This window comes from Massilimicrobiota sp. mt181 (genome assembly GCF_055420065.1).
The window spans coordinates 1-21,161 of the sequence record NZ_JBVAYN010000023.1 but is presented as its reverse complement, the minus strand read 5'-3'; the positions used below and the strand labels follow the sequence as shown (position 1 = coordinate 21,161).

The following is a 21,161-nucleotide window of genomic DNA, read 5'->3' as shown; positions in this document are numbered from 1 at the left end:
TAAAGTGAAAAAAGAGAATGTATATTATATGTTTCTTAACTTCAATCAAGCAAGACATATCAAATACATTCTCGTTTTTTATAGATTATATAATAATTCTTTGTACTTTTTTATAAAAAACCAGAAGTAGATGAATAATATCTATCTTCTGGTTTCATCATAAGAATGATGTTTATATTGAAATATTATTTATTTACCAATTAATACATTCCACCAGCATTCATTGGAGCAGGTGCAGGGTTATCTTCTTTAATTGGTGCAACTCCAGCTTCTGTAGTAATAAATAAAGCAGAGATACTAGCAGCATTTAATAAAGCACTACGTGTAACTTTTGTTGGGTCAATAATACCTTTATCAAACATTGATACCCATTCACCATCTTTAGCATCAAATCCTTGACCATCAGCAACTTTCATTTGTTGTTCAACAATTTCATCACTATTGTATCCAGCATTTTCAGCAATTTGTCCCATTGGAGCAAGCAATGCATCTAAGACAACTTTAATACCTTTTTGTTTATCAACATTGCTATCTTTTAATTGATCTTTTAAGGCAACATAAGCATTAACTAATGTAACGCCACCACCCATAACGATACCTTCGCTAACAGCAGCTTTTGTAGCATTTAAAGCATCTTCAATTCTTAATTTCTTTTCTTTTAATTCAGATTCAGTAGCTCCACCAACTTTAATAATAGCAACACCATTACTTAATTTACCTAATCTTTCAGCATAATTCTTTTTATCATAATCACTCTTAGAATTATTCATTTGTTCAGTGATTTCTTTAATACGTTGATCAATAGCAGCTTTATCACCACTACCACCAATCATAGTTGTATGATCTTTTGTAATATGAACTTTTTTAGCTGAACCTAAATCAGACATTTGCATATCTTTTAAGTTCATATTTAAATCTTTACTGTAGAATGTTGCATGAGTTAAAATTGCAATATCTTGTAAGATTTCTTTTTGGTTATCACCAAAACCAGGAGCTTTTGTTGCAACAACATTAAATGTACCTCTTAATTTATTAACAACTAATGTTGAAGTGACTTCTTGTTCGAAATCATCAGCAATTAATAATAGTGGTTTATTAGATTGCATCACTTGTTCTAGAATTGGTAAGATTTCTTGAACAGTATTGATTTTTTGATCAGTAACCATGATTAATGGATTATCTAAATCAACAGTCATTTTTTCTCTATCAGAAACCATGTATGGAGAAACATAGCCTTTATCATATTGCATACCTTCAGCAACTTCTAATTCAGTATCAAAACTATTTGATTCATCAACACTGATAACTCCATCTCTACCAACTTTTTCCATAGCTTGAGCAATATATTGACCAATTTCTTTATCACCAGAAGAAATTGTTGCAACACTTTCAATATCATTGCTTGTTTCTACTTTATGAGATTTATCTAAGATATATTTTGCAACTTCTTTGCTTGCGTAATCAATACCTTCACGCATTAAGACAGGATTAGCACCTTTTTCAACAGCTTTTAATCCATTTTGAATCATGCTTTGAGCTAAAATTGTAGCAGTTGTTGTTCCGTCACCAGCAACATCATTTGTTTTATTTGCGACTTCATAAACCAATTTAGCACCCATGTTTTCAAAAGCATCTTCTAATTCAATTTCTTTAGCGATAGATACACCATCATTTGTAATTAAAGGTGAACCATAACCTTTATCTAATACAACATTACGTCCTTTAGGACCAATTGTCACTTTAACAGCATCTGCAAGTGTGTTGACACCATTTAACATAGCATCTCTAACATCTTTAGAAAAACGAATTTCTTTACTCATTTTTATTCCTCCTATTCAACAATAGCTAAAATATCTTCTTCTTCTAAAATCATATACTCATCATCATTATCTTTAAATTTTGTTCCTGAATATTCTTTAAAGATAACAGTCATTCCTTCTTTTAAATGGTCATCACATTTAGGCCCTACAGAAACAACAGTTGCCTGATTGCTTGCTTGTTCTTTTGGACTTGTTAAAATGATTCCACTCGCTGTTTGTTTTTCAGCTTTTTCTTTTTTTAATATCACATAATCATGTAATGGTTTTAACATTTTTTATTCCTCCTTATGCATTTAGCACTCATACATCTTCTTTGCTAACAAGTACTATTATAACTTGATATATGAACTGAATATGAACTTTTAGCACTTTTCAGAACATAGTGCTAAAATCTTTAAAATATATGAAAAATGATTCTTATTTATGATTCTATTTGTTATAATAGTTTTATAAATCTAAAGGAGAAAAAAGATGGCAAAAAAATATGAAAGATTTATCAAAACATATGAATCATCAAAATTTTCAAGTTCTACTGAAATATGGGTAGATAAAGAAACAGGTGTTAACTATTTATTTCATACGAATACAATGAGCTCAAGCTCAGGTTTAACTGTATTAGTAGATAGAGAAGGGAAGCCAATTATAACAACAGTTTTCCCAGAAGATGAATAGGAGAGTGAATATGAAAGCTATATTTAATCATTGTAATATTAATGTAACAGATTTATCAAAGAGTATAGAATTTTATAAAGAAGCCTTAGGATTAAACGTTGTGCGTGAAAAAGAAGCATCCGATGGTAGTTTTAAACTGGTTTATTTAAGTGATAATTCTTCTTCGTTTTTATTAGAACTGACATGGCTTAGAGATCATCCTCAAGCTTATGAGCTAGGCGAAAATGAAAGTCATATCTGCTTAACAGTAGATGATTATGATGCTTATCATCAGTTACATCAGAAAATGGGATGTATTTGTTTTGAAAATGAAGCCATGGGACTGTATTTTATTCATGATCCCGATGATTACTGGTTCGAAATTATTCCAGCAAAAGAAAAGCATTAGGCACTGACCTAATACTTTTTTTGTATGAGATTATTGAGTTGGTAATTCAAATGTTTGATTAGAATGCTTAACAGGTAGAATTTGAGCTTGATAGGGATTATCAATAGCCTCTTGAAACAATAAGGTTGTTGTTTCATAATGTCCAAAATAATGTATAGGTAAAATATAACGACATGGGACATGATTTAAAAAATAGGATAATCCCAGTAAATAGTCTTTTTCTTGCCTTATATCTACAACTATACATGCTAAATCAATGGGTTTTTGAATCGAATTGATTTCTTGTTGATATGTGATGCGCTGGTATTCATTATCTACTTCAGGCTCACCTGCCCAATGCCACCAGTTCAGATCTCCAGCATGATAAATAGTCTGATTTTCAACTTGGATAAGGAATGCACATCCTTCATCAGTGGAAAGCAGTGTTTGGATAGATAAATCATCAATTTGGTTCATTTGGTGCACATCAACATAATATGCCTGATTTTGCTGTGGTAATGAATCTGATAAGATATATGTGATATGAGGATGATTTAACTTAAAGATTTCAGGATTATAATGATCATAATGACTATGGGATACAAAGACATAGAGTGGCTTGTTTGGGTTGAGATTGAGTTTACCTTGATAATAATCAAATAATAACAGATGGTGTTCTAATTCTACAAGACATCCGCTATGGTATAAATGCGTAACTTTCATATAAAAAAAGATAACATGGTTACATGTTATTCTTCTTCTCCATCATCATAATTTGAAACATTATGGTAAACTTCATCAACATCATCACAATCATTTAATAATCCCATTAATCTTTCAAATAACATCATATCATCACCTTCAAGTTCTACATATTCTTGAGGTGTTGTTGTGATTTCATCAACATCAAATTCAATATCTTCTTTTACGGCTTCAATAGCTGTTTTTATTTTATTTAAATCTGTTGGTTCACCAGTAATTTTAATACGTCCATCTTCTAATGTTGTAATATCTTTAGCATCAACATCCCCCATAACAAGGGCTTCTAAGACTTCATCTTCACTCATTCCATTAAGTATAACTGTACTTTCTACATTATATAAATAAGCAACAGAACCTTCAGCACCTAATTTAGATTTTGATTTTGTAAAAGCAGGACGAACTTGAGAAATTGTACGATTGATATTATCAGTTAAGCATTTGACAATTAATGTTGAATTTCCTGGCCCAAATCCTTCAAATTGGATAGGTTCATAGTTTTCAGTAACACCACTTTTAACTTTATCAATAGCACGTTTGATAACATCAGCAGGTACTTGTTCTTTTTTGGCTTTATCAACTAAACGTCTTAATGCTAAGTTTCCATCTAATTCAGGTCCACCAGCTTTTGCTGTTAAATAAATTTCTTTTCCATATCGAGAATATAGCTTTGCTTTTTTTGCGGCTGTTTTCGCCATTGCAACCTTGCGCACTTCGTGTGCTCTACCCATGATATAATTCCTCCTTTGAAAATTCCTTTAGTATTATAAACATTTTTTGATGATTTTTCAATAAAAAATGGTATAATCACTATATTTCATAAAGAATATAGCGAAGAAGGGAGAAAACATGAGAAGATTTGTGATTATTGGTGCAGGCGTTTCAGGTGTTTATTTATCGATTTTATTAAAACAGAAATTTTCTGAAGATCAAGTGATTGTTATTGAACAGAACCAGGCGCCACTAAAAAAACTTTTAGCCACTGGAAATGGAAGATGTAATTTGTCTAATAAACATATGAATCAATGTTATTATCAAAGTGATTGTTTAGATGTTGTGCAAAAGATTATTCAAGATTTTGATATGGTCAAACAAATGGAAAAACTGGGTCTTTATTGTGTTTATCAAGGTGATTTGTTATATCCGAAAAGTGAACAGGCTTTATCAGTTAAGAATATCTTTATGAAAAGAGCTCAGGATGCAGGAGTGACTTTTCATTATGAACAGGAAGTATTAAAGATTGAAAAATCACAACCTTATATAATTCATACTTCTCAGCAAAGATTAAAAGCTGATTGTGTTATTTTGGCAATGGGCAGTGAAGCAGGTAAACTATCGGGTATGAATGCATCGCGTTATCATCTTTTAAAACAGTTAGGATTAAAAGTTATTGAACCAATTCCTTCGCTTGTTCAATTTTATACCAAACCAGTTTTAAAGACTTTAAAAGGGGTAAGAGTGAAAGGAACATTTTCTTTAATAGAAAACGAAAAATGTATTCATCAGGAAAAGGGAGAATTACTATTTACGGACTATGGAGTCAGTGGAATTGCGATTATGCAGTTATCTTCTTTTTATAAAAAACATCATAAATACCAATTATACATTGATTTTTTTGACGAAATGAGTCAAAATCAATTGTGTGAATATTTGAAAAAGTTACCTGATCATGATTTAGAAGGAGTGCTGAATCACAAGATAGCAGTATATTTTCAAAAATATCAGCATCTTCCAGTCTCAAAGCTTGCTTCTTTATTAAAAAGATTTCCTCTTGATATTCAAGGAATCAGAGATGCTCAATATGCTCAAGTCATGAAAGGTGGCTTATCATTGAAAAATACAAATGAAGATCTTGAAATAAAGAAATATCCAGGGATGTATGCCGTTGGGGAGATTTTAAATGTAGCAGGAATGTGTGGAGGCTATAATTTACATTTTGCTTTAGCAAGTGCTTATCGCGTAGCTGAAGCTATAGAAAGGAAAAGTTATGTTAAGAATTCATAATGTGAAAGTGAAATTAGGCGAAAAACGCTATGCAAAAGTCATTTCGCAATTTTTGAATGTTCGTGAAAAAGAAATTAGTCATGTAACATTAGTGAAGCAATCTATAGATGCAAGGCGTCAACAGGTTCATTTTATTTGTAGTTTTGATTTCATGGTTCCAGATGAAGAAAGATATCTCAAAAAATATACATGTCTTCAAAAAGTCAAACCATATCATTATCAATATTTGCCAGCAACTGATCAGCATGTGTTGATTGTAGGAAGTGGTCCGGCAGGACTCTTCTGTGCTTATGTATTAGCTATGAGTGGTCAGAAAGTGACCATCATTGAGCGAGGACAGGAAGTTGCCAAAAGAGAAAAAGCTGTCAATGATTTAATGGAAAGAGGAGTCTTGCATCCACAAAGTAATATAGCTTTTGGAGAAGGAGGAGCAGGAACGTTTTCTGATGGGAAATTGACAACTGGAGTGAAAAATGAACGTATCCGTTACATTTTAGAAACCTTTGTTCGTTTTGGTGCACCAGATGATATCTTATATATGAATAAACCGCATATTGGAACAGATTACTTACGTCAAGTCATTCAAAACATGAGAAACTTTTTGATTTCTAAAGGTGTGACTTTCTTATTTGAAACACAGATGATAGATTTCCATCAAAAAGACCCTGGTTTTGATGTTGTCGTTTTACAAAATCAAAAACAGCAGACAATCTATACTGATCTTCTTGTTTTAGCGATTGGACATAATGCACGAGATACATATGAATTGCTGTATCATAAAAATGTTCCTTTGCAGCAAAAAGCCTTTGCGGTAGGGGTACGTATTGAACAGTCGCAAGAAAAAATCAATCATATTCAATATAAGAAAAGTGCTTCATCTCCTTATTTAAAAGCTGCACCATATAAATTGGCTGTCCAAAGTGGTAAAAGAGGGGTTTATACATTTTGTATGTGCCCAGGAGGATTTGTTGTTCCTTCTCAACATGAAGAAGGCACAATTTGTGTGAATGGGATGAGTTATTATGCACGAGATGGTTTGAATGCTAATAGCGCTGTTTTGGTAACGATTTCAACAGATGATTTTCCTGGCGTTCACCCACTTGCTGGTATAGAGTTTCAAAGAAAACTAGAAAGAAAGGCTTTTGAAATGGGTGGTGGTCGATACTTTGCACCTGTTCAAAAAGCAATGGATTATATCGCAGGAGAAGTCCATCCATTAGGAAAAATCAAACCAACCTATCAACCAGGATATCAGATATGTGATTTAAATGAGGTGTTCCCTGATTTTATCAATCAACATTTAAAAGAAGGACTACTGCTAATGAATCAAAAAATGCCTGGCTTTATAGATGAAGATACAATTTTAACCGGTGTTGAAACAAGAAGTAGTGCACCTTTAAGAATTTTGAGAGGGGAGAACTATCAATCTGAAATCAATGGTTTATACCCAATCGGAGAGGGAGCTGGTTATGCTGGTGGAATTATGTCATCTGCTATTGATGGAATTATGTGTGCTGAAAATATTTTAAAAAATAAATAAAATGAAAGAATGGGAGAGGAAATATGAATATTGTTATTATTGGCCTAGGTAAAGTAGGACAAATGTTAACACATTATTTATCAGATGAAGGCTATAATGTTGTGGTTATTGATTATAATCAACAAAAAGTCGAAAATATTGTCAATCAATATGATGTTTTAGGTGTCAGTGGTAATGGTGCCAACTTTCATGTTTTAGAAGAAGCAGAAGTTGATAAAGCAGATATAGTTATTTCTGTGACTACATCAGATGAATTGAATATTCTTTCTTGTTTATTAGCAAAACAATTAGGAGCTAAACATATTATTGCGCGAGTCAGAAATCCAGATTATTCCATGCAAAGTGATATCTTAAAAAGTCAGTTAGGATTTTCTATGATTATTAATCCTGAATTAGAGGCAGCCAATGATATCAGAAGAACAATTATGTTTTCTTCTGCTATGCGTATCGACACTTTTGCGAAAGGAAAAGTGGAAATTATTGAATTGCGAATCAAAAATGGAATGAATTTAGATTCTCTTTCTTTAAATCAATTATCAACAGTTTCTAAATCACAGGTATTAATTTGTGCAGTCAAACGTGATGAAAAAGTCATGATTCCTAATGGTGATTTTGTATTAAAGAGTCAGGATCATATCTATGTTGTGGGTTCACATAAAGATTTAACAAAATTCTGTTTGGATACAGGATTTGCCTCTCATAAACTTAAACATGTCATGATTATAGGAGGCAGCAAGATTGCTTATTATCTTGCAAGACAATTGGCTGTTCATGGCATTAAAACAAAAATCTTTGAAAGAAATCATCAACGTTGTATTGAACTTTCTGAGAAATTACCTTACTCCATTATTATTGAAGGTGACGGAAGTGATGAAAATATTTTATTAGAAGAAGGTATTAAACGTGGTGATGTCTTAGTAAGCTTGACAGGTCTTGATGAGGAAAATATTGTTTTGGCTTTGGCTTCCAAACAATTAGGAATAAAAAAATCAATTGCGAAAGTAAATCGTATGAATTTAAATGGTGTTATTGATCAATTGGGAATTGATAGTATTGTTGATCCTAAGGCTTTGGTGACATCACAAATTATTCGTTATATTCGTGTGAAAGAAAATCATGATCGTTCTTCAAGTGTTCAAACTTTATATAAGATTGTTAATGAAGAAGTTGAAGCAGTGGAATTTGTTGTTGATGAAAAAACAAAATATTGTGATATTCCTTTTGCTGATGTCAATATGAAGAAAGATTTACTCGTTGGTGGTATTATTCGTCATAATCAGATGATTATTCCAAATGGACAGGATGCTTTGCATGTTGGAGATCGTATTATTGTTATTGCATATCATATCCCTCTGAAAGATATCAATGATATTTTTGAGGAGAGTCATTCATGAACAGACGTATGATTTTATATACCCTTGGAAAAATGTTAATGATAGAGGGGTTATTAATGCTTTTACCATTTTTAATAGGAGTGATTTATCAAGAAAGGGAAGCTTGGGCTTATTTAATCATGGCATTTTTACTTTGTGTACTGGGAAAAGTCATGAGTCTTCAAAAACCTAAGAACAAAGTCATTTATGCAAAAGAAGGTTTTGCTATTGTTGCGGCAGCTTGGATTTTTCTATCTGTTTTTGGAGCGATTCCATTTTGTATGACGGGTGAGATTCCATCCTATGTAGATGCTTTTTTTGAAATTGTCTCTGGATTTACGACAACAGGTTCATCAATTTTAACTGATATTGAAGCTTTGTCACATGCTACTTTATTTTGGCGCAGTTTTTCTCATTGGATTGGTGGAATGGGAATTCTTGTCTTTGTTGTAGCGTTCTTACCAGATGCCAATGGTTCAACTTTACATATATTGAAAGCAGAAATGCCGGGACCAATTGTTGGCAAACTTGTTTCTAAGATTACTGTCTCTTCACAGATTCTTTATCAGATTTATACTGTTTTAACAATTATTGAAGTTATTTTATTAATGTTAGGTGGTATGCCATTTTTTGATAGTTTATTAAATAGTTTTGGGACAGCGGGAACTGGTGGATTTGCTATTAAGAATACATCTATAGCTTTCTATCATAGTGCTTATTGTGATGGAATAATTACATTTTTTATGATTTTATTTGGAGTTAATTTCAATTTGATCTATTTCTTTGCTATTAAAAAATTTGCGGCAGCATTTAAAAGCGAAGAACTCTGTTGGTATCTGTTTATTATTATGGCTTCTGCTTTAGCCATTACATGCAATATTTTACCAATGTATACGTCATTTATTGAAGCCTTTCGCTATGCTATTTTTCAAGTTGCATCAATCATTACGACAACTGGATATGTGACTGCTGATTATGGTCAATGGCCTTTATTTTCACAGACGATTCTTGTTCTTCTGATGTTTGTAGGTGCCTGTGCCGGATCAACAGGTGGGGGTATGAAAGTTTCGCGTATTATTATTGGTGTGAAAAGTGCTATAGCAGAAATGAAACGTATGATTCACCCTCATAGTGTGACTTCAGTACGTTTTGAAGGAAAGTATTTATCACATGCAACTTTAGGGAATATCCATGTTTATTGGGTCTTATATTTCTTGCTTTTTGGACTTTCGTTTTTGTTGGTGTCATTGCAGAATATCAATTTTACTTCTGCCTTTGGCGCAGTAGCAACTTGTTTTAATAACGTAGGACCGGGTCTTGGTATTGTTGGTCCGGTAGGCAATTTTTCGAGTTTAACAGATTTATCAAAAATTGTTTTATCTTTTGATATGTTAGCTGGAAGATTGGAAATTTTCCCATTATTAATGTTCTTTACCCGTTCTTTATGGAAAAGATAAGGTTTGTTTCGACAAACCTTTTTTTAATTCGGAATTTTTTGTTATTTTTTTCTCCGTATTTTTTTTTGAAAAAAAATATGTTACTATATTATAAAGGTGGTCATAGATATGCAAGCTTTAATTGAATTCAAAAATATAGTAAAAAGTTATACGATGGGGGATATTACAATTAATGCAAGTGATGGCGTTGATTTTATAGTGAATAAAGGGGAATTTGTTGTTATTGTCGGTGCTTCTGGTGCTGGGAAAACAACTATTTTAAATTTGCTGGGAGGAATGGATTCGCCTACAAGTGGGTCAATTCTTGTCGATGGTGAAAATATTGCTTTATATGATGAAAAGAAATTAACTGAATATCGTCGTAATGATATTGGCTTTGTCTTTCAATTTTATAACCTTGTTCAGAATTTAACAGCTTTAGAAAATGTAGAATTGGCTTCTCAGATATCTAAAAATCCATTGGATGCAAGAAATGTTTTAGAGAGAGTAGGATTATCACAACGTATGATGAACTTCCCTGCACAATTATCAGGTGGAGAGCAACAACGTGTAGCAATTGCAAGAGCTATTGCTAAAAATCCTAAATTACTGTTATGTGATGAACCAACAGGAGCTTTAGATTATCAGACAGGAAAATCTATATTATCACTGTTAAGAGAAATGTGTATGACATATCAGATGACAGTTATTGTCATTACTCATAATTCTGCTTTGGCACCGATGGCAGATCGTGTGATTCATCTCAAAAATGGAAAAGTGAATGGCGTAGAATTAAATGAAAATCCAAAACCAATAGAGGAAATAGAATGGTAAAGAAAAAAGCATATTGGAAAAATCTAAGAAAATCTATTTTTTCTTCTAAAGCGAGATTTCTTTCTATTTTTGCGATTGTATTTTTAGGTGCTGCTTTTTTTGCTGGGTTAAGAAATACGCCTGGAACTATGATGAAATCAATGGATGCTTTTTTAGATAAATATCATTACTCCGATTTGACATATATGGCTTCATTAGGATTTTCCGAAGATGATATTGATGAAATCAGAAATATATCAGGGATTGAGAGTATTGAATATGGATATCAATTTGATGCCTTAATTACTCACAATGATTCACTTTCTGGGGTTACTGTCTATGCTAATGAGAGTTATCATAAAGATATGATTAATTATCCATATCTGGTTGATGGTCAATTCCCTACAAAAGATAATGAATGTGTCATAGATGAAGAATTATTGTCTGAAGGTTATGCTATAGGGGATGAGATTCAGATTCATAATGATCAAGGTGAGAAAACTTTTAAAATTGTGGGTGTTGTGAATGATGTCAGATACATTGCTGTTACGGATCGAGGTACAAATACTTTAGGTGATGGAACAAATTCTGGATATATAGAAATTCTTAATGAGAACAATGCCTTTTTGGCTATGCCAGAAGATTTGTATGATTTGCGTGATGAAGATGTCTTATATAATCAGATTTCTGTCTGTGTTGAAGGTGCTAAGGCATATAATGTATTTAGTGAGGAATATGATAATTATATTGAAGATGTCAATACGAAGATTAAAAGCACCCTATCTTTAAAAATGAGTCGTCTTTATGAAGATTTAACGAGTGATGCTCAAAAAGAACTGGATCAGGCACAAAAAGAATATGATGAAGGATATCAGACTTATAGTGAATCTAAGAATCTCTTTGATGAAAAAATACTAGAAGCGAAAATTCAATTAACAAATGCGAAAATCACTTTGGCTGAAAAAGAAAGTGAATATTTACAGGCGCAAGAAACGGCATCTACACAAATTAAGGAAATGATAGAAACATTGGAAAGTACAAGCCAGGAATTGCAAACGAATTTAGAATCTTTACAAAGCGAGTTAGAGAATTATCAAAATAGTCCAATTGAAAATGTTTCTCCAGACATTCAAAGTTCTATCCAAAGTCTAGAAAAAATGGGAGAAACATTAAATTCAGCATCTTCGTCATTAGATGGTTTATCGCAACTTAACGATGCTTCTATTGCGATTGAAAAGGCAAAGCTTGAAATTGAACAACAGGAAAACAAGTTAACTTTAGAAGAACTTCAAACAAACAATGAACTACAAAAAGTTCAAGAAGAATTAGATACAGCCAAAACACAATTGGATGCAGCAAAGGAACAGGTTAATCAAATTCCTAAGGGAAGACTTTATACCTTAACACGTCATGAGAACTCTGGATTAGTGAATTTTGATTCCAATACAGAATCTATTTCGTCTATTGCTAATATTTTTCCTTTAATGTTTTTCCTCGTTTCTGCGCTAGTGTCATTAACAACAATGACAAGGATGGTAGAAGAACAAAGAGGTCAAAGTGGAACTTTACGTGCTTTGGGATATTCAAAATGGGATGTTATGAAGCAATATATTGTTTATGTTGTCTTTGCGACCTTCTTTGCCTGTGTGTTAGGAATCGTTGTAGGGACACAATTCTTCCCACGTATTATTTATTATTTATATAATTTAATGCTGTTTCAGGTAGATGCACCTACAGTCATCTATTTTAGTTGGATTGATGCGTTTGAAACTGTATTTATCTCAGTGTTTGTTATTTTGGCTGTGACTTTATTTGTATGTATCAGTGAATTGAATTTAATGCCTGCTGTTTTAATGCGACCAAAGGCTCCAAAAATTGGAAAACGCATCTTCTTAGAAAGAATAACTTGGCTGTGGAGACGCTTATCTTTTAATCAAAAAGTGACTATGCGTAATATTTTTAGATATAAAAAACGTTTCTTCATGTCTGTAATTGGTATTGCTGGGTGTACAGCTTTAATTATTACAGGATTTGGTATTAAAACATCAGTATCCCAGGTTGTTGATAAACAATATAAAGATGTCTTCACTTATGATTACCTTGTTCGTATGGAAAACAGTGTTTCAACAAATACTGCTCAGGATTATCAAGAGGATCTCTTAAATCGAAGTGAAGTCAGCAATATTGAATATGTTTACAATAAAAGTGTGAATTTATTAAAGAATAAAGAAGACTTATATGGTTCTTTGATTGTATATCAATCTATGGATAATATGAAAAATTTTGTCAATTTCAATGATTATCAAACACATAAAGAATTGACTCTCGATGATGAAGGCATTATTTTGACTGCTAAAGCTGCAGAACTTTTGGGTGTTGAAAAAGATGATACGATTGATATTGAATTAGATGAAACAAAATATAATGTGAAAATATCAGGAATAACAGAAAATTATTTTATGAACTATGTTTATATGTCTCAAACATTATATGAGACATTAACTGAACAGGATTTAAAAGTGAATAATGCTTTCTTGATTGTGAAAGATGATCAGACCTCAAATATAAAGACTTTAGAAGATTATATGAAAGATAAGGGCTATGGTAATCTTTCAGATATGTCATCTGTTGGTGAAGAATTTGATAAACAAGTACAAAGCGTCAATCTGGTTGTAATCATTCTTATTGTTTGTGCAGGAGCTTTAAATTTTATCGTTTTATATAATTTAACAAATATTAATATCCAAGAAAGAAAAAGTGAAATTGCAACAATTAAAGTTCTTGGCTTTAGACGTAAGGAAGTTTATGATTATATTTTTAGAGAAAATATATTACTTTCTGTTATTGGCTCAATGTTTGGAATTATTTTAGGATACTTCCTGCATAAATTTATTATTATTACAGTTGAATTAGATATGACGATGTTTGTTAGACAAATTGATATTATGAGTTATATTTATGCTATTATTATGACTTTAGGATTTACGTACCTGATTAATTTCAGTATGCGTCATGTTTTAAATAAAGTTAATATGGTAGAATCATTAAAAAGTATTGAATGAAAGAGTGATATGAAGTCACTCTTTTTTATATAGAAAGTCTATTTTTTATTAAAAGAATAAATTTCTTTATGATTTTTAGAATATTTGAAAAAATAAAGTGTTTTTTTGTTGACTTGTATAAAATGTTAAGTATAATGTTAAATATATTCAAAACGAAAAAGGGGAGAGATATATGAATTTGAAAAAAATTTTTTCTACTCTTGCTGTTGCAAGTATGCTAGTTGCTTGTGGCGGTAATGATACTTCGAGTGGAAATTCTACTTTTAAAATTGGAGTTTCTGGACCTCTGACTGGGGACAATGCTGTTTATGGTAATGCAGTTAAAAATGCAGCCGAACTTGCAGTAGAAGAAGTGAATGCTAAAGGAGGAATTCAATTAGAATTCAAAATTGAAGATGATCAGGCTGATCCTGAAAAATCTCCAACAGCATATGGAACTTTAAAGGATTGGGGTATGCAAATTGGTTTAGCAACAGTTACATCTGGTGCTGGAGCAGCTGTTTCTCAAAACTATGCTGATGATACAACATTTGCAATTACACCTTCTGCATCTTCAACAACAGTTATTTATAGTGATGCAGACAATACACAGTCATATAAATATGTTTATCAGATGTGTTTTACAGATCCTAACCAAGGTGTCGCATCTGCAGATTATCTTAAAAATCATACTGATTTAGGATCTAAAGTTGCTGTTATTTACAAGAGTGATGATAATTACTCAACAGGTATTTATCAAAAATTCATGGATGAAGCTAAAAAAGTTGGATTAGATGTTGTGTCTGAAACATCTTTTGACAATTCAAGTGCAACAGATTTTAATGTTCAATTAAAAGATGCTCAATCTAAAGGTGCTGATATAGTATATTTACCAATCTATTATCAACCAGCTTCATTGATTTTAACTCAAGCAAATCAAATGGGATATGCTCCAACATTCTTTGGTGTTGATGGAATGGATGGTATCTTGACATTGGATGGATTTAATACAGAATTAGCTGAAGGTGTATATTTGTTAACACCATTCTCAGCTGATGCTAAAGATGAATTAACTGCTAATTTTGTTAAGAATTATAAAGAAAGATATGGTGAAACTCCTAACCAGTTTGCCGCAGATGCATATGATTGCATTTATGCAATTTATGATGCGTTAGAAGCAGGAAAGGCTACTCCAGATATGAGTAATTCTGATCTTGCAGATCTTTTGATTAAACAGTTTACATCAATGACTTTTGATGGTATTACTGGTAGTGATGTGACTTGGTCTGAAAGTGGAGAAGTAAGCAAGTCTCCAAAAGCTGTTGTTATTAAAGATGGCGCATATGTAGGTGTAGAGGACTAATCTATATTCAAATATAAGAGGTTAGCAATCACAGGTTGTTAACCTCTTTTTTATAAAAAATGATTAACAATAAATGTTGATGGTTATATAAAAGGGGGAAGAATAATGGACTTTCTATCGTTTCTGATTACAGGCTTAGGATTAGGAAGTGTTTATGCAATCATTGCGTTAGGATATACCATGGTTTATGGTATTGCAAAAATGCTTAACTTTGCACATGGTGATGTTATTATGATTGGTGCATATGTAGCTTTTTTTGCTGTAGGAAAATTTAATATGCCATCATTAGTTGCTGTGCTATTTTCAGTGTTGGTATGTACTTTATTAGGTGTGTTGATTGAAAGATTGGCATATAAACCTTTAAGAGATGCTTCAACATTATCTGTGTTGATTACCGCAATCGGTGTCAGTTATTTCTTACAAAATGCTGCACAGATTCTTTGGGGAAGCGATACAAAGATTTTCCCAACAATGTTTGATTTTGGTAATATTAGTTTATTTAATGGGCAGTTACAAATTTCTTTGTTGACACTTATAACAATACTTGTTTGTATTGTAATTATGGTTGTTTTAACCTTATTTATTAATAAAACAAAAACTGGAAAAGCAATGCGTGCCTGTTCTGAAGATAAAGCAACAGCGCAGTTAATGGGAATTAATGTTGATACAACAATTTCTATTACATTTGCGATTGGGTCAGGATTAGCTGCTATTGCCTCTGTTTTGCTATGTTCAACATATCCAGCTGTTAATCCAACACTTGGATCAATGCCTGGTATTAAAGCATTTACAGCGGCTGTTTTTGGGGGAATTGGCTCAATTCCTGGGGCATTTATTGGAGGATTGTTGCTTGGTGTTTTAGAAACACTTGCGAAAGCATATATTTCTTCACAAATGTCTGATGCAATTGTTTTTTTAGTATTGATTATTGTTCTACTTATTAAACCAACAGGTTTATTAGGTAAGAAAATCAGTGAGAAAGTGTAGGTGATTCAGATGGCTAAATTAAAAACTGCCTTTCTTGGTAAAAATAGAAATTGTCATTTATGTTTAGGATTAGTTATTATTGCATATATTGTTATTGAAGTATTGATGTATACAGGATCACTTAAAAGTTTATTTATTAATTTGTTAGTTCCTGTTACAAGCTATATTATAGTAGCCTTGGCTTTAAATCTAGTTGTTGGTATCTCAGGTGAATTGAGTTTAGGTCATGCTGGATTTATGAGTATTGGAGCTTTTACGGGAGTTATTGTCTCTAATGTGATGGCAACAATGATTTCAAATGATATTTTAAGATTAGTTATTTCTATTATTGTTGGTGCTATTGTTGCTGCATTCTTTGGTTTTTTGATTAGTATTCCGGTTTTGAAATTACAAGGTGACTATTTAGCTATTGTAACATTAGCTTTTGGACAAATCATAAAAAGTTTAATTAATAATACTTTCTTAGGTTTTGATTCTAATGGTTTTCATTTTAGTTTTATTACAAATACTGTGACATTAGGAACAGGTGGTAAAATGCTGATCAATGGACCGATAGGAGCGACCGCAACTGATCGTATTTCTACTTTTACTGTTGGTGTTATTTTATTAATTATTACAATTCTGATTATTTTTCATTTTATTAATAGTAAATATGGGCGTAGTGTAATGGCAACGAGAGACGATAGAATTGCTGCACAATCTGTGGGAATTAATGTTGTCAAGACAAAAACAATAGCTTTCGTTTTATCAGCTGGTATTGCTGGAGCGGCAGGTGTTTTATATGGGTTGAATTTCTCAACATTAGTTCCTGCAAGATTTGATTTTAACCAATCTATTTTGATTCTGGTTTATGTAGTTTTAGGTGGTTTAGGAAATATGTTTGGAACAATTATTTCTACATTTATCTTGGTATTACTTCCAGAATTATTAAGATTCTTGGCTGATTATCGTATGTTAATTTATGCTATTGTCTTAATTGTGATTATGATTGTGACAAATAATCCAACAATCAATCAATTTATAAAGAAAATTTTTAGACGAAAAAAAGCGGAAGGGGAGCTAAACAATGACTAACGGGAGATTGATATTAAAAACAGAAAATCTTGGTATTGAGTTTGGTGGACTGACTGCTGTTAAAGATTTTGATATCGAAATGAAAGCTAATCAGATTTATGGTTTGATTGGGCCAAATGGAGCAGGAAAAACAACTATTTTTAACTTACTTACAAAAGTTTATGAACCTACTCACGGAAGTATTTATTTGAATGGAAAAGATATAACAAAAGAATCTATTGTTTCAGTCAATCAATTAGGTATTGCGAGAACTTTTCAAAATATTCGTTTATTTAAAGATTTGACAGTTTTAGACAATGTCAAAGTTGGAATGCATCATTCTGTACGCTATAATCTTTTAGATAGTATTTTGAAATTGCCAAAATATCGTAATGAAGAAAAAGCAGTCAGGGAAAAAGCAATGAGTTTATTAAGGTTGTTTGATCTTGAGCAATTTGCTGATGTTAAAGCAAGTAATTTGCCTTATGGAAAACAAAGAAAGCTAGAAATAGCACGTGCTTTAGGAACGAATCCAAAATTACTGTTGTTAGATGAACCTGCTGCAGGAATGAATCCGGCAGAAACAGCAGAATTAATGGAAACTATAAAAACAGTCAGAGAAAAATTTTCATTAGCCATTTTATTGATAGAACATGATATGAAATTTGTTATGGGTATATGCGAAAGAATTACAGTTTTAAACTTTGGTCAGGTTTTAGCAACAGGAACACCTGATGAAATTAGGAATAATCCAGAAGTTATTGCCGCATATTTAGGTAGTGATGAAGAATAGGGGGGATAACATGTTATTAGAAGTCAAAGATATGAATGTATATTATGGTGTTATCCATGCTATCAAAAATGTTTCTTTTGAAGTCAATCAAGGTGAAATTGTTGCTTTAATTGGAGCGAATGGAGCAGGAAAAACTTCTATTATGCATACGATTAGTGGATTGATTCATTCACGTGGAGGTTCAATTCAATTTGATGGTCAAGAGATTTCTAAAATGGCACCACATAAAATTCCTGGATTGGGATTGATTCAGGTTCCAGAAGGTCGTCATGTTTTTACAGAAATGACAGTTATGGAAAATTTGGAAATGGGAGCTTATTTGAGAAAAGATAAGGAAAGCATTCAAAAAGATTTAGAAAGAGTTTTTAAACGTTTTTCACGCTTAGAGGAACGTAAAAATCAGTTGGCTGGAACTTTATCCGGTGGTGAACAACAGATGCTTGCGATGGGACGTGCATTGATGGCTAATCCAAAGTTGTTGTTATTGGATGAACCTTCAATGGGATTATCACCTATTTTGGTTAATGAAATTTTTGATATTATCAAAAACATTAATAAAGATGGTGTGACAGTACTTCTTGTAGAACAAAATGCGAATAAAGCTCTTTCTATTGCTGATCGTGCCTATGTTTTGGAAACAGGAAATATTACAATTTCTGGTCCGGCAAAAGAAGTTGCTGATAATCCAAAAGTACGTGAAGCTTATTTAGGATAAGGAAATTCAAAAATAAGAAATGAAAATTTGATGTATGAATCTTACAATATTTAATAATTCATGCGTTGCATTAAGCAAACGACCTTATATCATAAAGGGTCGTTTTTTTTGTTATGTATATCCCATATTTTGACTGTATGTTTCATGCGGATTGATATGAAACATACAGCATTTTATGAGAGCAGCTAATGTATTTTGATACCATTATGTCGATTGTGTAAAAGACGATCTCCATAAGCTTTTATAATCAAAGAAAGATAAATAAGACTGATTAGACATGTTGCATCGTTAACGAGGTGTAAAGACATCATCAATGGATGAATCACATAAATAAAAAGACTTCCCATAACGCACCATATAAGAAAATAGATGAGGCATATGCGTCCTTGAAAATGAAGAAAATGATGAGAGTAATCCCAGCAACGCGTATGAAAGAATTTTTCAATATAATAACTTGCTAATAATTCTAATAAGGTCAAAAGAATACCACTGAGGAAAAAGTTAAAGAATGGATGTAATGCTTGTATATATGGAAGACATATCATTAACAGACATGCACCAAAACCATATAAAGGAATGAACGGACCTTTTAATAAACCAGAAGATACCCATTTTCTTTGAAAGAGGGAAATATAACATGATTCTAGCCAATAACCTAAAAAGCAGTAAATTGAAAAATAAACAATGATCATAACATTCTCCTTTTGATATAATTTATGAAAATGAATAATGAATATGTCTATTTTTTTCATTTTATGTCAATAATTCATGTGTAAAATAGTCTTTTTATATAAAAATACAAAAAAATATAATTAAAAAAACATTGATAAAATCAACATAATTTTAATTTCTTAAGAAATTCTTAAGAAAAATGTGGACTTTTTGTGAACGTTGTTTTATAATTCTAAGTGGGTATATTATTGAAAGGAGGCAACGAATGGATAGTAATATTAAGACGAATTTATTAGAAATGATGCAAGAACATGTTCTTAAGCGTAAAGCTATGTTCATTCCAATGCTATGTATTTCAACATTCGGATTGGTTGGTTATGCAGCTGTTGATAAAGAAGATCCTACAATCGAAGCAAATAAGATTGAAGTTCTTTATGGAACAAAGCTGGATAAAACGATGTTCGCTATTTCTGATAATCGTGATTCCCTAGACGCTATGGATGTAAAAATTGATGATACATCATATGATGCATATCAATTAGGTATATATAACGTCGAAGTAACTGCAACCGATATGTTCACAAATTCAAGTACTAAGGTTGTTCAAGTAGAAGTTGTTGATAAAACTGCTCCGGAATTGAAGCCAGTAGGAGAAAGTCAAGGTTATGTTGTTGATGTCGAAGCTAACGGAAGCAATGATATTACTCAATACATCAATGCTTCAGATAACGTTGATGGAGATGTTACACCATTTATTGAAACTGATAAGAAACTTGATACTTCTAAGTTAGGAACACAGATGATTGAATTGACAGTTTCTGATAATGCTGGAAACACAACTCAGCAATCTTATGAGTTCTATGTATCAGATACGACTGCACCTACTATTAGTTACAAGAAGGAATCTACAGTTACAGTAGACTATGGTTCTCAATTTAGCTATTCAGACTATGTCAAAGTTACTGATAACTTTGATAAGAAAGTGACATCTATTGATGTAGATGGAACAGTGGATACGAAAAAAGTCGGTGAAACAACATTAGAGATTACTGCAACAGATTCATCTGGTAATCAGTCACAGAAATCTTTAAAAGTTAAAGTAGAAGACTTAAGTGCACCAAAGATTAGTTTATCTAAATCTTCTGTGCAGATCACAAAAGGTAAGAGCTTTAATGCCAAGAGTTATTTGGAAAGTGCAACTGACAATAAAGATGGAAATATTACTTCTAAAGTCAAAGTTAACAGTTCAGTAAACACAGATAAAGCTGGTAAATATACTGTGACTTATAGTGTTACTGATGAAGCTGGTAACTCAAGTTCAAAATCTTTAAAAGTCACTGTTGTCAATCCAGATGATATTGCTCCAAATCAAGGAATGGTAGCTACTGCTAAATCACGATTAGGTTGTCCTTACAAATGGGGTGCAACTGGACCAAGTTCATTTGACTGTTCTGGATTTACCCAATGGGTATATAGAAAGAACGGAAAGAGTATCCCACGTACATCTAGTGGACAAAAGAGTGGAGGAAAAGTTATTTCTCTATCTAATGTTAAACCAGGTGATATTGTATGGAGACCAGGCCATGTAGGAATCTATGTTGGTGGAGGAAGAGTTATTCATTCTCCTCACAGTGGAGCTGTTGTAAGTTATACAAGCTTAAGTGGATTCACTTGTGGTGTTAGATATTAATGAATAAGCTGTAATGAATAATTTCATTATAGCTTTTCTTTTTGGTATGTTATAATAATAAAT

Annotated in this window: 19 protein-coding genes; 14 read left to right on the top strand and 5 right to left on the bottom strand. The window is 32.0% G+C overall.

The annotated features are described in order from the left end of the window. Window positions 1–200: 200 nt before the first annotated feature. Together groL and ACZYT4_RS11405 are read right to left on the bottom strand one after the other, a co-directional pair. Window positions 201–1,820, bottom strand: a complete 1,620-nt coding sequence (gene groL, locus ACZYT4_RS11410) for a chaperonin GroEL (protein WP_463785847.1) — start codon at window positions 1,818–1,820, stop codon at window positions 201–203. Between the two features lie 11 nt (window positions 1,821–1,831). Further along, entirely contained in the window at window positions 1,832–2,092 is a 261-nt protein-coding gene (locus ACZYT4_RS11405) for a co-chaperone GroES (RefSeq protein ID WP_463785844.1), read from the bottom strand. A gap of 199 nt (window positions 2,093–2,291) precedes the next feature. Between ACZYT4_RS11405 and ACZYT4_RS11400 the strand changes: the two genes are divergently transcribed. After that, window positions 2,292–2,492, top strand: a complete 201-nt coding sequence (locus ACZYT4_RS11400) for a DUF6440 family protein (RefSeq protein WP_463785840.1) — start codon at window positions 2,292–2,294, stop codon at window positions 2,490–2,492. A gap of 10 nt (window positions 2,493–2,502) precedes the next feature. Continuing rightward, window positions 2,503–2,880, top strand: coding sequence for a VOC family protein (locus ACZYT4_RS11395; protein WP_463785838.1), 378 nt, complete (start codon window positions 2,503–2,505; stop codon window positions 2,878–2,880). A gap of 30 nt (window positions 2,881–2,910) precedes the next feature. Here the strand turns inward: ACZYT4_RS11395 and ACZYT4_RS11390 are convergent, their stop codons facing one another. After that, window positions 2,911–3,582, bottom strand: coding sequence for an MBL fold metallo-hydrolase (locus ACZYT4_RS11390; RefSeq protein ID WP_463785836.1), 672 nt, complete (start codon window positions 3,580–3,582; stop codon window positions 2,911–2,913). A 26-nt stretch (window positions 3,583–3,608) separates the two neighbouring features. Then, a complete protein-coding gene (locus ACZYT4_RS11385) occupies window positions 3,609–4,349 on the bottom strand; it encodes a YebC/PmpR family DNA-binding transcriptional regulator (protein ID WP_463785833.1) in 741 nt (246 codons plus the stop codon). Between the two features lie 118 nt (window positions 4,350–4,467). Between ACZYT4_RS11385 and ACZYT4_RS11380 the strand changes: the two genes are divergently transcribed. From ACZYT4_RS11380 to ACZYT4_RS11330, 11 genes are all read left to right on the top strand, one after another. Continuing rightward, window positions 4,468–5,622 (top strand): aminoacetone oxidase family FAD-binding enzyme, encoded by a 1,155-nt coding sequence (locus tag ACZYT4_RS11380; protein ID WP_463785831.1) that lies wholly within the window; start codon window positions 4,468–4,470, stop codon window positions 5,620–5,622. Beyond that, window positions 5,606–7,162, top strand: a complete 1,557-nt coding sequence (locus ACZYT4_RS11375) for an NAD(P)/FAD-dependent oxidoreductase (RefSeq protein WP_463785828.1) — start codon at window positions 5,606–5,608, stop codon at window positions 7,160–7,162. The genes ACZYT4_RS11380 and ACZYT4_RS11375 overlap by 17 nt, the downstream gene beginning before the upstream one ends. A 23-nt stretch (window positions 7,163–7,185) precedes the next feature. Then, a complete protein-coding gene (gene trkA / locus ACZYT4_RS11370) occupies window positions 7,186–8,556 on the top strand; it encodes a Trk system potassium transporter TrkA (RefSeq protein ID WP_463785826.1) in 1,371 nt (456 codons plus the stop codon). Next, window positions 8,553–9,992, top strand: a complete 1,440-nt coding sequence (locus tag ACZYT4_RS11365; protein ID WP_463785824.1) for a TrkH family potassium uptake protein — start codon at window positions 8,553–8,555, stop codon at window positions 9,990–9,992. The genes trkA and ACZYT4_RS11365 overlap by 4 nt, the downstream gene beginning before the upstream one ends. A gap of 108 nt (window positions 9,993–10,100) precedes the next feature. After that, on the top strand, window positions 10,101–10,805 hold the full coding sequence (locus ACZYT4_RS11360; RefSeq protein ID WP_463785823.1) for an ABC transporter ATP-binding protein: 705 nt from the start codon (window positions 10,101–10,103) through the stop codon (window positions 10,803–10,805). Further along, window positions 10,799–13,846: an ABC transporter permease gene (locus ACZYT4_RS11355; RefSeq protein WP_463785821.1), complete on the top strand. Its 3,048-nt coding sequence runs from the start codon at window positions 10,799–10,801 to the stop codon at window positions 13,844–13,846. Before ACZYT4_RS11360 ends, ACZYT4_RS11355 begins: the two co-directional genes overlap by 7 nt. A 172-nt stretch (window positions 13,847–14,018) precedes the next feature. Beyond that, window positions 14,019–15,188 (top strand): ABC transporter substrate-binding protein, encoded by a 1,170-nt coding sequence (locus tag ACZYT4_RS11350; protein ID WP_463785818.1) that lies wholly within the window; start codon window positions 14,019–14,021, stop codon window positions 15,186–15,188. A 105-nt stretch (window positions 15,189–15,293) separates the two neighbouring features. Then, window positions 15,294–16,175, top strand: coding sequence for a branched-chain amino acid ABC transporter permease (locus ACZYT4_RS11345; protein ID WP_463785815.1), 882 nt, complete (start codon window positions 15,294–15,296; stop codon window positions 16,173–16,175). A 9-nt stretch (window positions 16,176–16,184) separates the two neighbouring features. Next, complete coding sequence (locus ACZYT4_RS11340; RefSeq protein ID WP_463785813.1) at window positions 16,185–17,249, top strand: branched-chain amino acid ABC transporter permease; 1,065 nt, start codon at window positions 16,185–16,187, stop codon at window positions 17,247–17,249. Then, on the top strand, window positions 17,242–18,021 hold the full coding sequence (locus ACZYT4_RS11335; RefSeq protein ID WP_463785811.1) for an ABC transporter ATP-binding protein: 780 nt from the start codon (window positions 17,242–17,244) through the stop codon (window positions 18,019–18,021). The genes ACZYT4_RS11340 and ACZYT4_RS11335 overlap by 8 nt, the downstream gene beginning before the upstream one ends. Window positions 18,022–18,031: 10 nt before the next feature. Continuing rightward, window positions 18,032–18,736, top strand: coding sequence for an ABC transporter ATP-binding protein (locus ACZYT4_RS11330; protein WP_463785809.1), 705 nt, complete (start codon window positions 18,032–18,034; stop codon window positions 18,734–18,736). Window positions 18,737–18,921: 185 nt separating this feature from the next. Here the strand turns inward: ACZYT4_RS11330 and ACZYT4_RS11325 are convergent, their stop codons facing one another. Next, window positions 18,922–19,428 (bottom strand): putative ABC transporter permease, encoded by a 507-nt coding sequence (locus ACZYT4_RS11325; RefSeq protein ID WP_463785807.1) that lies wholly within the window; start codon window positions 19,426–19,428, stop codon window positions 18,922–18,924. A 245-nt stretch (window positions 19,429–19,673) separates the two neighbouring features. Here ACZYT4_RS11325 and ACZYT4_RS11320 point away from each other — a divergent pair, with 245 nt between their 5' ends. Further along, entirely contained in the window at window positions 19,674–21,098 is a 1,425-nt protein-coding gene (locus ACZYT4_RS11320; protein WP_463785805.1) for a C40 family peptidase, read from the top strand. Window positions 21,099–21,161: the final 63 nt, after the last annotated feature.